The sequence below is a fragment of the Pseudomonas chlororaphis subsp. chlororaphis genome (genome assembly GCF_003945765.1).
Classification (GTDB): domain Bacteria; phylum Pseudomonadota; class Gammaproteobacteria; order Pseudomonadales; family Pseudomonadaceae; genus Aquipseudomonas; species Aquipseudomonas chlororaphis.
On record NZ_CP027712.1, the window covers coordinates 4,321,243 to 4,335,090 of the forward strand.

A 13,848-nucleotide genomic window follows, 5' to 3' on the forward strand; every position below is an offset into this window, starting at 1 on the left:
GGCCCGGCCATGACCCTGAAGACCCGTTGGTACGAAAACGACAGCCGGTTCATTCCCGGGCATTACCAGCCGGCCAGCCTGATCGACCTGGCGCTGTCGCGGGACATCGACAGCCATCGCCTGCTGCGCGGCACCGGGCTGTTCCACGAGGACATCCTGGCCGGCCAGACCCGCCTCAGCCCGCAGCAGTTTCTCGGCCTGATCGGCAACAGCCGACGGCTGCTGGACGCCGACGACAGCAGCTTCCTGTTCGGCCAGCGCCTGCTGCCCGGGCACTACGGCGCCGCCAGCCACGCCCTGCGCCACGCGCAGAACCTGCACCAGGCCCTCGACACCCTGGTGCAGCAACAGGCGCTGCTCAGCCCGCTGGCCAGCCCGCGCTTGCTGCTGGATGACCAGCACGCCTATTTCTACTGGCTGGACAGCTGTGGCGCCGGCGAACAATGGCGCTTTTTGCTGGAGGCCAGCATGACCTCGCTGGTGGCCATGAGTCAGTGGCTGAGCGGCCAGCGCCTGCCCTGGGAATGCAGCTTCAGCCATGCCGAGCCGCGTTATGTCGAGCAGTACTGGGTGCACCTGGGCGAGCACACCCAGTTCAAGCGCCCGATGGACCTGATGCGCATCCCCCGGGAATTCCTCACTCAGCCCTGGCCCAACGCCTCGGCCACCGCCGGCCAGGTGGCGCGCCAGGAAGCCCAGGGCCAGCTCGAGCAACTGGGCTTTGCCTCAAGCTTTCTCGACTGCGTCTACCGCTACCTGCAAGCCCAGGTGCGCCAGGCCCCAAGCCTGGAACAGACGGCCCAGGCCTTCGGCATGAGCCCGGCCACCCTCAAGCGCAAGCTGCACAAGCACGACAGCGGTTTCCAGCAACAGGCGGACCTGGTGCGCAAGCATGTGGCGCTGTACCTGTACCGGATCAAGGGCCTGAGCAACGAGGAAGTCGCCGAGTACCTGAGCTTCAACGATGCGGCGAATTTCCGCCGCTCGTTCAAGCGCTGGACTGGCAGCACCCCCAGGCTGATCCGCCAATTGTTCAGCGCCGGTTGAAACAAAGGCTGTTTTTCCATGGGAAAAAACGGCTACTCTTGGCCCAAAGAACCACACCATCACACCTCTGCTGCACGACTTTCCGCCATTTTGGCCCAGCTTTTTGCTAAAGACCCGAGACACCAGGGCGTATACCCGTAGAAACAAACTCCTGGAGACCTGTCTTGCTCGTCAGCGCCGGCGCGCTCCAGCCCGCCGGTGCATTGCCCATTGCCATTACGGAATAGAGTCATGACCACAGCCCATCTGTTGAACACGCTGTTTCCCGTCGCCGCCGACATCCCCGAGCAGTACCGCCTGGACGGCCAGGTCGAACAACGCGAGTACCTGGTCGACGGTCAGTTGCAGACCTGGAACGGGCCCCTGGCCCTGGTGCGCAGCCCGGTGTACCTGGCCACCGCCCATGGCGACGAACAAGTGATTCTCGGCAGCACCCCGCTGCTCGACGCCGACACCGCGCTGACCGCCCTCGACGCCGCCGTGCGCGCCTACGACCGTGGCCAGGGCGCGTGGCCGACGATGCGCGTGGCCGAACGCATCCAGCACGTCGAAGCCTTCCTCGGGCGCATGCGCGAACAGCGCTCGGCGGTGGTCAAGCTGCTGATGTGGGAAATCGGCAAGAACCTCAAGGACTCGGAAAAAGAGTTCGACCGCACCTGCGACTACATCGTCGACACCATCAACGCCCTCAAGGAACTCGACCGCCGTTCCAGCCGCTTCGAGCTGGAACAGGACACCCTCGGCCAGATCCGCCGCGTGCCCCTGGGCGTGGCCCTGTGCATGGGCCCGTACAACTACCCGCTGAACGAAACCTTCACCACCCTGATCCCGGCACTGATCATGGGCAACACCGTGGTGTTCAAGCCGGCCAAGTTCGGCGTGCTGCTGATCCGCCCGCTGCTGGAAGCCTTCCGCGACAGCTTCCCGGCCGGGGTGATCAACGTGATCTACGGCAGCGGCCGGGAAACCGTCAGCGCGCTGATGGCCAGCGGCAAGATCGATATCTTCGCCTTCATCGGCACCAACAAGGCCGCCAGCGACCTGAAGAAACTGCACCCCAAGCCGCACCGCCTGCGCGCCGCCCTGGGCCTGGACGCGAAAAACCCCGGCATCGTGCTGCCGCAAGTCGACCTGGATAACGCGGTCAACGAGGCGGTCACCGGCTCGCTGTCGTTCAACGGCCAACGCTGCACCGCGCTGAAAATCCTCTTCGTCCATGAAAGCGTGGTCGATGCCTTTATCGAGAAATTCAACGCCAAGCTGCTCAGCCTCAAACCCGGCATGCCGTGGGAACCGGGGGTGGCGCTGACGCCGCTGCCGGAGTCGGGCAAGGTCGATTACCTGCATGCCCTGGTGGCCGACGCCATCGACAAGGGCGCCACAGTGGTCAACCCCGGCGGCGGCGAAACGCGGGCCTCGTTCTTCTACCCGGCGGTGCTGTACCCGGTGAACAGCCAGATGCGCGTGTACCAGGAAGAACAGTTCGGGCCGGTGGTGCCGATCGTGCCGTATCGCGACCTGGAAACGGTGATCGACTATGTCCTGGAATCGGACTTCGGCCAGCAGCTGAGTATCTTCGGCACCGAGCCGGCACAAGTCGGGCATCTGGTGGACACCTTCGCCAACCAGGTCGGGCGGATCAACCTCAACGCCCAGTGCCAGCGCGGCCCGGACACCTACCCGTTCAATGGGCGCAAGAACTCCGCCGAAGGTACGTTGTCGGTGCATGACGCGTTGCGCACCTTCTCGATCCGCACCCTGGTGGCCACCAAGTTCCAGGAGAGCAACAAGGAGCTGATCAGCGACATCATCCGTAACCGCGAGTCGAGCTTCCTGACCACCGATTACATTTTCTAGGGTCTTTACGAAAAGTCGGCGAGCGAAGGTCAGGCAAGGCAAAAACAGGCGAGGAAGCGGAGTGTAGGGACCTACATGAGCATTCCGAGCCTGTTTTTAACGCAGCATGACCGAGCGCAGCCACTTTTCGTACAGAGCCTAAAACGGAGAACTTCCCCTGGGCCAGACCTTCCGCCTGCCACCGCTGTTGCGCCGCTTCCTGCTCCCGGTACTGGACCCGTATCGGCGCTACCGCTACGCCAAGCTGATCCATGCGGTGCGCGTGGCCCTGGGGTTGCTGGCCACCATCGCGCTGACCACCGGCCTCAATCTGCCCCACGGCGAATGGGCGTCGGTGACCATGCTGGTGGTGATCGGCGGCTTGCAGCACCACGGCAACATAGGCAAGAAGGCCGCGGAACGGGCCATCGGCACCTTGATCGGCGCGGGCGTCGGCCTGGTGCTGGTGGTGCAGCAGGCTTACCTGGGCCTGTCCTGGCTGACCTACCTGGGGATGTCGGTGGTGTGCGGGTATTTCTCCTATCACGCCATCGGCAAGGGCGGCTACACCGCGCTGCTGGCGGCGATCACCGTGTTCATCGTCGCCGGCCACGGCGACAACCACGTCAGCGATGGCCTGTGGCGCACCGTGGATATCCTCATCGGTATCGCCCTGGCCCTGGCCTTCTCCTTCGCCATTCCGTTGTACGCGGTCTATTCCTGGCGCTACAACCTGGCCAGCGCCTTGCGCGACTGCGCCACCCTGTACGGACGCATCATCGGCGGCCAGTCGGTAACCGACGACGAACACCTGAAGTTGCTCGGGCGCCTCAATAGCACCTTGCTGCAACTGCGCTCGCTGATGCCCTCGGTGTCCAAGGAAGTGCGGATCTCCATGACCGAACTGGACGCCATCCAGCGCAACCTGCGCATGTGCTTCAGCACCCTGGAAATTCTCGGCAATACCCGGCCGGACCTCAGCGACCCGCAAGCCCGCGAACAGTTGCAACAGCTCATGAAGCATGAGCACCGGCAGGTGCGCATACAGCTGGTGGGCATGGCCCGCGCCCTGCAATCCGGCGCCACCAGACGCCTGGGGCGGCCCCTGGATGGCCCGTCCTCCTCGACCCTCGACACCTCGGTCTACAGCGCGCTGGACGGCTACCGCCTGCTGACCCGGCAACTGGTGGCCAACCTCAACGAGATGCGCCAGCGCCTGGCCAAAAGTGCGGAGCACTGGAAGATCTGAGTGCGCCGCGCCTGCCGCCAGACCGCGCCGGCTAGAACAACTCGCTGAACGGAATGAAGCGCGCCGGCTCGCCGGCCCGCAAGGTGCTGCCCTCGAGAATTTCCACCAGCCCATCGGCCCACGAAGCGCCCAGCAACACACCGGAACTCTGGTTCGGATAAAGCACGGCGCGGCCCTCCTCCAGCCTGGCCCGCAGGTATTCGCGGCGGCCTCCCGCTTTCGGCCAGTCGAAACCGACGCTGACCGGGAAGCTCAAGGGCATGACCTCTTCGACGCCCTGGATGCGCAACAGATACGGCCGGGCCAGCAGGCCAAAGGTCACCAGGGCCGAGGTCGGGTTGCCGGGCAGGCCGATCACCGGCACGGTGCCGAAGCGCCCCACGGTCAGCGGCTTGCCGGGTTTTATCGCGAGCTTCCAGAACACCGGGGTGGCGCACTCGCGCAGTACCTGGCCGAGGCAATCGGCGTCGCCGGCGGACACGCCGCCGGTGGTCAGGATCAGGTCCGCGGCGCACTGCAATTGTTCCAGGCGCAGCCGGGTCTGCTGCGGCTGGTCGGGGAGAACCCCGGCATCGATCACCTCGCAGCCCAGGGCATTCAACCAGTGGCTGAGCAGGGTGCGATTGCTGTTGTAGATGCAGCCGGGGCGCAAGGCGGTGCCCGGTTCGGCCAGTTCATCGCCCGTCGACAGCAACGCCACCCGCGGCCGCCGCACCAGCGGCAGATGGGTACAGCCCTGGGCCGCGGCGATGGCCAGTTCGAAAGGCCCCAGGCGTTTGCCGGCGCGCAGCAGCACTTGCCCGGCGCGGTTCTCCTGGCCTTGCGGGCGAATATTCTGGCCGGCCTTGAGCGGCTGCTTGAAGCGCACGCTACCGTCGTCAAGCAGCTCGACGTTCTCTTGCATCTCGATGCTGTTGGCGCCCTCGGGCAGCGGCGCGCCGGTGAAGATTCGCGCGCAGGTGCCCGGCAGCAACGGCTCGGGGGCCTGGCCGGCGAAAATGCGTTGCGACACCGCCAGCGGCTGGCCGTCCCAGGCATCGAGGTTCAAGGCATAACCGTCCATGGCGCTGTTCGGCCAGGGCGGCAGGTCGAGGGTCGCCACCAGGTCGCTGGCCAACACCCGTTGCCGCGCCTCGCCCAGCGCCACCGGCTCGCTGTCCTGCAAGCGTTGCGCCTCGGCCATGGCCAGCAAGCGGGCGATGGCCTCCTCCACCGGCATCAGCGGTGAGGCGCTCATCCGCGGGTCCCGCAGGCTTGCACCTGCTTGAGGTGCGGCACGAAATTGCACGGCCGGTGGCGGGCGTCGAGCTGCTCGGCGAGGATGCCTTCCCACGCGGTCCGGCAAGCGCCCGTGGAGCCCGGCAGGCAGCACACCAGGGTGCCGTTGGACAGCCCGGCCAGGGCCCGGCTCTGCACGGTGGAGGTGCCGATATCGAGGATGGAGATCGCCCGGAACAGCTCGCCGAAACCGTCGATCCGCTTGTCCAGCAAACAGCTCACTGCCTCGGGCGTGCTGTCGCGCCCGGTGAAGCCGGTGCCGCCGGTAATCAGCACCACCTGGATAGTCTCATCGGCGATCCACAGTGCGACCTGGGCGCGGATCTTGTACAGGTCATCCCTGAGCAGGTTGCGCTCGCTCAGGGTGTGGCCGGCTTCCAGCAGGCGGCTGACGAGCAATTGCCCGGAGGTGTCGGTGGCGTATTCGCGGGTATCGCTGACGGTCAGCACGGCGATATTCAGGGGGACAAACAATGCATCCGATTTCACACTCATGTCTTTCTCCGGCGGGCAGTCATAAAAACCATGGCCAGAGGCTAAAGCGCTGAAACCGTCAGTGTCTAATCACTCTGGCCGACCACTTTATCGAGCCCATCTATCAAGGAATTTTTCCCCCTGACGTGCCGGCCCGCGCCGGTGAAATCCGCGGCCGATAGAGCCTTTTGATCGCCCATTCGATACTTCCGATTGGACTCGAAGGGGCGACAATGAGATCGTCTGAGCCCCCAACCAGCGTGCCTCGAACAATGACCCCGACCTGCCCCGCCGCCCCTTCGTCCATCCCCTGCTCGGTGCTGCTGCTGGCCGGCGGCCGTGGCGCGCGCATGGGTGGGCGGGACAAGGGCCTGCTGCCCTGGCAGGGCAAGCCGCTGATCGCCCATGTGCAGGCGGCGGTCCGACCTTTCACCGACGACCTGATCATCTCCTGCAACCGCAACGCCGAGCAGTATCGGGCCTATGCCGACCAACTGGTCGAAGACTCGCAGAGGGACTTCCCGGGGCCCCTGGCGGGTGTGCTCGCCGGCCTGGCCGTGGCGCGTCATCCGTGGCTGCTGGTGTTCGCCTGCGACGCGCCGAAAATCGACGGCGCGCTGATCGGCGCCATGCTGGCGGCGCGCCCCGCCCCGGACTCGGTGCTGATGGTGCAACAGGCCGGCCACTGGCAGCCCATGTTCAGCCTGATCCCCACGGCCTTGCTGGCGAACCTGCAACGCGACTGGGACGCCGGCGAACGCAGCCTGCAGCGCGCCTTGTCGAAGCACCGGCCGCAGGCCCTGGTCTGCGCCGAGGACGACCCGCGCCTGAGCAACTTCAACACCCCTGAGCTACTTTTTTAACGGCTTTTTTAACAGCGTTTTTTTAACAGCTCCGCGTGCCACCGAACGGACGCACAGTCTTTTCCTCCAAAGGTCGGATCGGGATTTCCAAACGCTTCGTGCATCCTGGACTTACCCCTGACATCAACCCTCTTCTTCAACAGGTGCCATCGTGGACATCAAACAACTCAAGTTCCTTATCGCCCTGGACCAGACCCGACACTTCGGCCAGGCCGCGGCGCGCTGCCACATCACCCAGCCGACCCTGTCCATGCGCTTGCGCAACCTGGAGGACGAGCTGGACCTGGTGCTGGTCAAGCGCGGCCAGCGCTTCGAAGGTTTCACCGAGGCCGGCGAACGGGTGCTGGCCTGGGCGCGGACCCTGCTCGCCGCCCATGACGGGCTGTTCGCCGAGGCCGCCGCGTGCCGTGGCCAACTGGTCGGTAGCCTGCGCCTGGGCCTGGTGCCGCTGAGCAGCTTCAACCCGATCGGCTACGTCCAGGGTCTTTCCAAGAGTTTCCCGGAGCTCAAGTTCGCCCTGTCGTCCATGAGCTCGGACCAGATCATCGAAGGCCTGGGCAACAACCAGCTGGACCTGGGCGTGTGTTACCTGGACCACGTGAACCCGAACTATTTCGAGTTTTTCGAGATCGGCGAAACCCGCGTCGGCCTGCTGTACGACACCCGCCACTTCCATTTCGAAAGCAGCGAAATGAGCTGGGAAGAGGCCGCCGAGCTGCCCCTGGGGATGATCAGCAATGGCATGCACTACCGCAAATCCATCGACCTGAGTTTCCGCAGCCGCGGCCTCGACCCGCAGCCGATCCTCGAAAGCGATTCGACCTATCAGCTGTTCCAGGCGATTCACGAAGGCTTCTGCTGCTCGATCATGCCGCTGTCCAGCGGCCTGGAAAACCCGATCGAGAACCTGGCCTTCATCAACCTGCCGGATGCCAGCGTGCTCGCGCCCCTGGGCCTGGTGATGCGCAAGACCGAACCGCGCTCGGCCATTGCCGAAAAGTGCTTCGCCGAAGCCAGGAAACTGTTTGCCGGGCAAGCGCCCACGGCCGACTGAAGGTGCTGCGCCGCAGGGCGCATTCCTGCCCTACCAGCGACTGGCGGCCAGTTGGTCGCTCTCCCTGCCCTGCACCCAACGCTCGCCGGACGAGGTCTGTTCGCGCTTCCAGAACGGCGCGCGGGTTTTCAGGTAGTCCATCAGGAAGGCGCAAGCCTCGAAGGCCGCCTGCCGATGGGCGCTGGCGACGCCGACAAACACGATCGGCTCGGCCACCTGCAACTCCCCCACCCGATGCACGACCCTTACCCGTTGCAATGGCCAGCGCTCATGGGCCTCATCGACGATGCGCTGCAATGAACGCTCGGTCATGCCCGGGTAATGTTCGAGGAACAGGCTGCCGACCTGTTCCCCCAGGTTCAGGTCACGCACATAGCCGACGAAAGTCACCAGCGCGCCAACGCCGGGGTCCTCGCCGTGCACCTCGCGGTGCAGTCGATCGAGGTCGAAGGCCTCGGCCTGGACGTGCACGGTCATGGCTCAGCCCCCGGTGACTTGCGGAAAAAACGCGATCTCGTCGAAGTCCTCGATGGGCGCGTCAAGGTTGCACAGGTCCTGGTTCAGCGCGCACATCAGGCTGGTTTCGCCGAGCACCGCCTGCCAGGCCTCGCCCCTGGCCATCAGAAACGTCCTCACGTCGCCGACGCTGCGCAACGAATCATCCAGCGCGATCTTCTCGCCGCCGATACCGAGCTGCTCGCGATAACGGGCAAAGTAGTTAATCAGAATCATGCTGTGACTCCCGCGTCAAAGCTGCCCGATCGCCCGCCCTGCTTCTTCAGCAGCTGGATGCTGTCGATGACCATCCCGCGATCGACCGCCTTGCACATGTCGTAGATAGTCAGCGCGGCGACGCTGGCCGCGGTGAGGGCTTCGAGCTCGACACCGGTGCGGCCGTTGAGCCGGCAGGTGGCGACAATCCTGACGCTGTCGGGCTCGACCGCCTTCAGGTCGAGGTGAATCGAGCTGAGCAGCAACGGGTGGCACAGCGGGATGAGTTCATGGGTTTTCTTCGCCGCCATGATGCCCGCGAGGCGCGCGACCGCGAACACGTCGCCCTTGGGGTGGCCGTTGCGCTGGATCAGTTGCAAGGTGGCGGGCTGCATGCGCACCCAGGCCTGGGCCTGGGCTTCGCGGTCGGTGGGCGGCTTGTCGCTGACATCGACCATGTTGGCCCGGCCTTCGGCGTCCAGGTGAGTCAGGATCGTGGAATCGTGGTTCATGGTTATCCTCGCAGCCTGTTGGCTGGGTTGAGTGATGTGGCCCGGGGGAAACCGGGGCGAATGCATGGGTGCCGGTCAGCTCAGCACGAAGTCCACCGGTTGCAGCACCGGCGGCAGCCGGGTCGCCCCCAGGGCATCGAGCACCTCCCGCTCGATGGTGCGCACCAGGGCATTGGTCGGCAGGTCGTTCTCGTCTCGGCCGAAGGGGTCTTCCAGCTCGTCGCCAATGGCGTCCAGGCCGAAAAACGTGTAACTGACGATGGCCGTGAAGATCGGCGTCAGCCAGCCCAGGGGCTCGGCCATGGCAAAGGGCAGCAGGATGCAGAACATGTAGCTGGTGCGGTGCAGCAACAGCGTGTAGGGAAAAGGCAATGGCGTGCTCTTGATCCGCTCGCAGACGGTCTGGGCGTTGGTCAGGCTGCTCAGGTGATTGGCCATCAGCGTGTAGCGCCATTCGCTGATCGCCCCGGATTCGGCCAGGGTCGAACACTGTTGGCCGACATGGCGCAGGATGCTGTCCGGCACGTTGGGCGCCTGGGCCGACGGCAGTTGGCTCAGCCAGGTGCCCGCCGCGCTCAGCGGGTCTTCCTGGCGCAGCCTGGCGTTGAGCGCATGAGCGAAGCCACAGAGGTCGCGCAGGATCCTGCCGCGCTGCCGCGAGTCCTTGATCGCCTGGGTTTCGCGGATCATCGAACGCACCTCCGTCACCAGCGTGCCCAGGGCTTTGCGCGCTTCATACCAGCGGTCGTAGCAGGCGTTGTTGCGAAAGCTCATGAAGATCGACAGCGACAGGCCCAACAGGGTGAACGGCGTGGCATTGACCCTGGAGAAATAGGTCGGGTACAGGGTCTCGATAAATACGATGGCCGAGGCCAGCAGGGTCACCAGCAGGCTGCGCAGGGCGATGCGCTTGGCAATCGAGCCCTTGAGGGAGATCAGCACATTGATCAGGTTGGGTTTGGATCTGACGATCATCGCAAGACAGCCTTTTGGCAGAGGGGAAAACCGCGCGGGCTAGCCGCCGGTCATGTTCATGAACCGCACCACTTGCACCTCGTCATTGAGTGCGAAGTTGTGGCGGTACGGCTTGATTTTCATCGCCTCGAGGATTGCCCGCTCCAGGCGCTGCGGCTCGCCCGGATGGCTGCGCAGCACCTGCTTCAAATCGACCGAATGCTCGTTGCCCAGGCACAGCAAGAGCCGGCCTTCGACGGTCAGCCGCACCCGGTTGCAGGTGGCGCAGAAGTTGTGGCTGTGGGGCGAGATGAACCCCAGGCGAATCTCCGGTGCCTCGGCCAGGCGCCAGTAACGCGACGGCCCCTGGGTCGATTCGGTGGAGTCGATCAGGGTGTAGCGCTCGGCGATGCGCTCGCGCACCTGGGCGCTGGAAAAGAACGCATCGGCGCGGCTGTGTTCGCTGATCACCCCCAGGGGCATCTCTTCGATAAAGGAGATGTCCAGCCCACGGTCGATGGCAAAGCCCACCAGGTCGTTGATCTCATGATCGTTGCGCCCTTTCATTACCACGCAGTTGAGCTTGGTGTGCTGGAAACCGGCGGCGTTCGCCGCATCGATGCCGGCAATCACCTGGGCCAGGTCACCGGTGCGGGTCAGCTCGCGAAAACGCGTGGCATCGAGGCTGTCGATGCTGATGTTCAGGCGCTTGAGCCCGGCCTCGAACAAGGGCGCCGCCAGCTTGCCCAGCTGCGAGCCATTGGTGGTCATGCACAGCTCGCGCAGCCCCGGCAGCGCGGCGATGCGCCGGCACAGTTCGACGACGCCCGGGCGGATCAAGGGTTCGCCCCCGGTCAGGCGAATTTTCCGGGTGCCCAGGGCGACGAAACTTTGCGCCAGTTGATAGAGCTCCTCCAGGGTCAGGATGCGTTGCCGCGGCAGGAACTGCATGTCTTCGGCCATGCAATACACACAGCGAAAGTCGCAGCGATCGGTCACCGACATTCGCAGATAGTCGACTCGCCTGGAAAAACCATCCTGCAGGATTCGATCTGACATTACCGCCTCCGTCAGCACTTCAGGTGTATCGACCCGAATGCTGTTATTGGAAGGCCACCGTTATAGAGGGCCTTGTTTGAGGCAAGACTAAGGACATTTCAAACCACCGTCTAATTGCTATTAACAACCGGTTGATCGATAGGATTTATCAGAAGAAAAATCATCCCATTCCGCCCCAAATTAAGTATTTATTTTATTGATTAATATCGATTTTTTCCTTGATAGAGCATTTCGATCATCCGGTCATTATTTGCGATTAGACAGGCACTTTATAAGCGGCTTAGGCTTGACCCTGCAGTCCTGAAACAATCCGCGAAGTGCATAAAACCGTGCAGCCTGTAATTAACGGCCACTTAAATTTGGTTATTTATGCACACAAGAAAACAGTCATTAACAATGACTCGGCATTAGGCGCAGCCTACGTGCAATGTCCTGGAGAAGTATCATGAGCGAAGTTGAACGCTATAAACCGTACAAGGGGGCGGCGGCCGGTTGGGGCGCATTGATTGCCGTGACCAGGAACTGGTTGGGCAGCGAAAACGCTTTCAAGAATATTCGCACCATGCTCAAGACCAACCAGAACGGCGGCTTCGACTGCCCGGGCTGCGCCTGGGGCGAGTCGCCGGAAAACGGCATGGTCAAGTTCTGCGAGAACGGCGCCAAGGCGGTCAACTGGGAAGCCACCGGGCGCCTGGTCAACCCGGCCTTCTTCAACAAATACACGGTGTCGGCACTGGCGGCGCAAAGCGACTACTGGCTCGAATACCAGGGCCGCCTGACCCACCCGATGCGTTACGACGCCAGCCTGGATCGCTACGTCGAAACCAGCTGGGACGATGCCTTCGCCCTGATCGCCAGGCACCTGAACGGGCTGGAGTCGCCCGACCAGGCCGAGTTCTACACCTCGGGCCGGGCCAGCAACGAAGCTGCCTACCTCTACCAGCTGTTCGTGCGTGCCTACGGCACCAACAACTTCCCCGACTGCTCGAACATGTGCCACGAGGCCAGCGGCCTGGGCATGGACGACAGCGTCGGCGTGGGCAAGGGCACGGTGACCTTCGAGGACCTGGGGGAAGCCGACGCGATTTTTGTCATCGGCCAGAACCCTGGCACCAACCATCCGCGGATGCTCGAACCGCTGCGTGAAGCGGTGAAACGCGGTGCCCAGGTGATCTGTTTCAACCCGCTGAAAGAGCGTGGCCTGGAACGCTTCCAGCACCCACAGCATCCGCTGGAGATGCTCACCAACGGCTCCGAGCCCACCTCCTCCGCCTACTTCCGCCCGGCCCTGGGCGGCGACATGGCAGCCATGCGCGGCATCGCCAAGTTCCTCTGGCAGTGGGAACGCGAAGCCCTGGCCAACAACGGCGAGGCGGTGTTCGACCGCGCCTTCATCGCCGAGCACACCTCGGGCCTGGACGCCTACCTGGCCGAAGTCGACGCCACCAGTTGGGAGCACATCCTCGAACAGTCCGGGCTGTCCCTGGAGGACATCGAGCTGGCCGCGCGCATGTATCGCAAGGCCAAGCGGGTGATCATGTGCTGGGCCATGGGCGTAACCCAGCACACCCACTCGGTGCTGACCGTGCAGGAAGTGGTCAACGTGCAACTGCTGCGCGGCAATATCGGCCGTCCGGGCGCCGGGCTGTCGCCAGTGCGCGGCCACAGTAACGTGCAGGGCGACCGCACCATGGGCATCAACGAACTGGCTCCCACCGAGTTGCTCGATGCCCTGGAAGCGCGTTTTGCCTTCAAGGCGCCGCGCAAGCACGGGCACAACACGGTGATGGCGATCGCCGCCATGGAAGAAGGTCGGGCCAAGGTGTTCATCGGCCTGGGGGGCAACTTCGCCCAGGCCACCCCCGACAGCCCGCGCACCCACGCCGCGCTGCGCAACTGCGAGCTGACCGTGCACATCGCCACCAAGCTCAACCGCAGCCACCTGGTCACCGGCCGCGAGGCGCTGATCCTGCCGTGCCTGGGGCGCACCGATATCGACCTGCAAGCCCAGGGCCCGCAAGGCGTCACCGTGGAAGACACCTTCAGCATGGTGCACATCTCCCACGGCCAGCTGAAACCCAAGTCGCCGCTGATGCGTTCGGAACCGGCGATCATCGCCGGGATCGCCAACGCCACCCTCGGCAGCCACCCCATCGACTGGCTCTGGGTGATCGAGGACTACAGCCGCATCCGCAACCTGATCGCCGACACCATTCCCGGCTTCAAGGACTTCAACCAGAAGCTGCTGCACCCGGGCGGTTTCCACCTGGGTAACGACGCCGCCCAGCGCATCTGGAAAACCGCCACCGGCAAGGCCCAGTTCACCCCCGGCGTATTGCCGGAACACCTGGTGAGCCAGGGCGTGCGCGACCTGGGCGTGAAGCCGGAGCTGATCCTGCAGACCATGCGTTCCCACGATCAGTACAACACCACCCTGTATGGCCTGGACGATCGTTATCGCGGGGTCTACGGCATGCGCGACGTGGTCTTCGTCAACGAGCAGGACATTCGCAAGCTGGGTTACGAGCCGGGACAGAAGGTCGACATGATCTCGCTGTGGGGCGACGGTCGCGAGCGCCGGGTGAGCGGCTTCACCCTGATCGCCTACGACATTCCCGCCGGCCAGGCCGCCGCCTACTACCCGGAAACCAACCCTCTGGTGCCGCTGGAAAGCTACGGCGACCGCACCTTCACCCCGACCTCGAAGTTCATCGCGATTCGCCTTGAACCGGCGCCGGTCAGCAACCTGATCCAGTCCTCCGTCGATTGAACCTGCCCGGGGCGACGAGCGTCGCCCCGGCCCTTTCGAAG

Annotated in this window: 13 protein-coding genes; 6 read left to right on the top strand and 7 right to left on the bottom strand. The window is 64.1% G+C overall.

Features of this window, described 5'->3' with window-relative positions:
* The first annotated feature begins 9 nt into the window (after window positions 1-9).
* The 3 genes from C4K27_RS19420 to C4K27_RS19430 all read left to right on the top strand — a co-directional run bounded on the left by C4K27_RS19420 (window position 10) and on the right by C4K27_RS19430 (window position 4,132).
* Window positions 10-1,047, top strand: coding sequence for an AraC family transcriptional regulator (locus C4K27_RS19420; protein ID WP_053261790.1), 1,038 nt, complete (start codon window positions 10-12; stop codon window positions 1,045-1,047).
* 231 nt (window positions 1,048-1,278) lie between these two features.
* Window positions 1,279-2,904, top strand: coding sequence for an NADP-dependent glyceraldehyde-3-phosphate dehydrogenase (locus C4K27_RS19425; protein WP_053261791.1), 1,626 nt, complete (start codon window positions 1,279-1,281; stop codon window positions 2,902-2,904).
* Window positions 2,905-3,091: 187 nt separating this feature from the next.
* Complete coding sequence (locus C4K27_RS19430; RefSeq protein ID WP_053261792.1) at window positions 3,092-4,132, top strand: FUSC family protein; 1,041 nt, start codon at window positions 3,092-3,094, stop codon at window positions 4,130-4,132.
* A 31-nt stretch (window positions 4,133-4,163) separates the two neighbouring features.
* Here the strand turns inward: C4K27_RS19430 and C4K27_RS19435 are convergent, their stop codons facing one another.
* Window positions 4,164-5,369, bottom strand: coding sequence for a molybdopterin molybdotransferase MoeA (locus C4K27_RS19435; RefSeq protein WP_053261793.1), 1,206 nt, complete (start codon window positions 5,367-5,369; stop codon window positions 4,164-4,166).
* On the bottom strand, window positions 5,366-5,905 hold the full coding sequence (moaB, locus tag C4K27_RS19440; RefSeq protein ID WP_053261794.1) for a molybdenum cofactor biosynthesis protein B: 540 nt from the start codon (window positions 5,903-5,905) through the stop codon (window positions 5,366-5,368). Before moaB ends, C4K27_RS19435 begins: the two co-directional genes overlap by 4 nt.
* Window positions 5,906-6,156: 251 nt before the next feature.
* Between moaB and mobA the strand changes: the two genes are divergently transcribed.
* Both mobA and C4K27_RS19450 read left to right on the top strand, forming a co-directional pair.
* Window positions 6,157-6,747 (top strand): molybdenum cofactor guanylyltransferase MobA, encoded by a 591-nt coding sequence (mobA, locus tag C4K27_RS19445; RefSeq protein WP_053261795.1) that lies wholly within the window; start codon window positions 6,157-6,159, stop codon window positions 6,745-6,747.
* A gap of 151 nt (window positions 6,748-6,898) precedes the next feature.
* The gene (locus C4K27_RS19450) at window positions 6,899-7,801 is read left to right on the top strand and encodes a LysR family transcriptional regulator (RefSeq protein ID WP_009044517.1); all 903 of its coding nucleotides are present in this window, start codon (window positions 6,899-6,901) and stop codon (window positions 7,799-7,801) included.
* Between the two features lie 30 nt (window positions 7,802-7,831).
* On the opposite strand, the gene moaE is transcribed toward C4K27_RS19450, so the two are convergent.
* The 5 genes from moaE to moaA all read right to left on the bottom strand — a co-directional run bounded on the left by moaE (window position 7,832) and on the right by moaA (window position 11,037).
* A complete protein-coding gene (gene moaE, locus C4K27_RS19455) occupies window positions 7,832-8,278 on the bottom strand; it encodes a molybdopterin synthase catalytic subunit MoaE (RefSeq protein WP_053261796.1) in 447 nt (148 codons plus the stop codon).
* A gap of 3 nt (window positions 8,279-8,281) precedes the next feature.
* Window positions 8,282-8,533 carry a MoaD/ThiS family protein gene (locus C4K27_RS19460; RefSeq protein WP_053261797.1) on the bottom strand — a complete coding sequence of 84 codons (252 nt, stop codon included), beginning with the start codon at window positions 8,531-8,533 and terminating at the stop codon, window positions 8,282-8,284.
* Window positions 8,530-9,006, bottom strand: coding sequence for a cyclic pyranopterin monophosphate synthase MoaC (gene moaC, locus C4K27_RS19465; RefSeq protein ID WP_394325650.1), 477 nt, complete (start codon window positions 9,004-9,006; stop codon window positions 8,530-8,532). The genes C4K27_RS19460 and moaC overlap by 4 nt, the downstream gene beginning before the upstream one ends.
* A gap of 93 nt (window positions 9,007-9,099) precedes the next feature.
* The gene (locus C4K27_RS19470) at window positions 9,100-9,999 is read right to left on the bottom strand and encodes a bestrophin family protein (protein WP_053261799.1); all 900 of its coding nucleotides are present in this window, start codon (window positions 9,997-9,999) and stop codon (window positions 9,100-9,102) included.
* Between the two features lie 39 nt (window positions 10,000-10,038).
* Window positions 10,039-11,037 carry a GTP 3',8-cyclase MoaA gene (moaA, locus tag C4K27_RS19475; RefSeq protein WP_053261800.1) on the bottom strand — a complete coding sequence of 333 codons (999 nt, stop codon included), beginning with the start codon at window positions 11,035-11,037 and terminating at the stop codon, window positions 10,039-10,041.
* Window positions 11,038-11,482: 445 nt separating this feature from the next.
* On the opposite strand from moaA, the gene C4K27_RS19480 reads away from it, so the two are divergent.
* Window positions 11,483-13,807, top strand: coding sequence for an FdhF/YdeP family oxidoreductase (locus C4K27_RS19480; RefSeq protein ID WP_007929318.1), 2,325 nt, complete (start codon window positions 11,483-11,485; stop codon window positions 13,805-13,807).
* The last annotated feature ends 41 nt before the right edge of the window (window positions 13,808-13,848 follow it).

Excerpts from the sequence above, each read along its gene's own strand:
- moaA (WP_053261800.1), bottom strand. The coding sequence starts at position 11,037 with ATGTCAGATCGAATCCTGCAGGATGGTTTTTCCAGGCGAGTCGACTAT.
- C4K27_RS19425 (WP_053261791.1), top strand. The coding sequence starts at position 1,279 with ATGACCACAGCCCATCTGTTGAACACGCTGTTTCCCGTCGCCGCCGAC.
- C4K27_RS19470 (WP_053261799.1), bottom strand. The coding sequence starts at position 9,999 with ATGATCGTCAGATCCAAACCCAACCTGATCAATGTGCTGATCTCCCTC.
- C4K27_RS19420 (WP_053261790.1), top strand. The coding sequence starts at position 10 with ATGACCCTGAAGACCCGTTGGTACGAAAACGACAGCCGGTTCATTCCC.
- moaE (WP_053261796.1), bottom strand. The coding sequence starts at position 8,278 with ATGACCGTGCACGTCCAGGCCGAGGCCTTCGACCTCGATCGACTGCAC.
- C4K27_RS19460 (WP_053261797.1), bottom strand. The coding sequence starts at position 8,533 with ATGATTCTGATTAACTACTTTGCCCGTTATCGCGAGCAGCTCGGTATC.
- C4K27_RS19480 (WP_007929318.1), top strand. The coding sequence starts at position 11,483 with ATGAGCGAAGTTGAACGCTATAAACCGTACAAGGGGGCGGCGGCCGGT.
- mobA (WP_053261795.1), top strand. The coding sequence starts at position 6,157 with ATGACCCCGACCTGCCCCGCCGCCCCTTCGTCCATCCCCTGCTCGGTG.
- C4K27_RS19435 (WP_053261793.1), bottom strand. The coding sequence starts at position 5,369 with ATGAGCGCCTCACCGCTGATGCCGGTGGAGGAGGCCATCGCCCGCTTG.
- moaB (WP_053261794.1), bottom strand. The coding sequence starts at position 5,905 with ATGAGTGTGAAATCGGATGCATTGTTTGTCCCCCTGAATATCGCCGTG.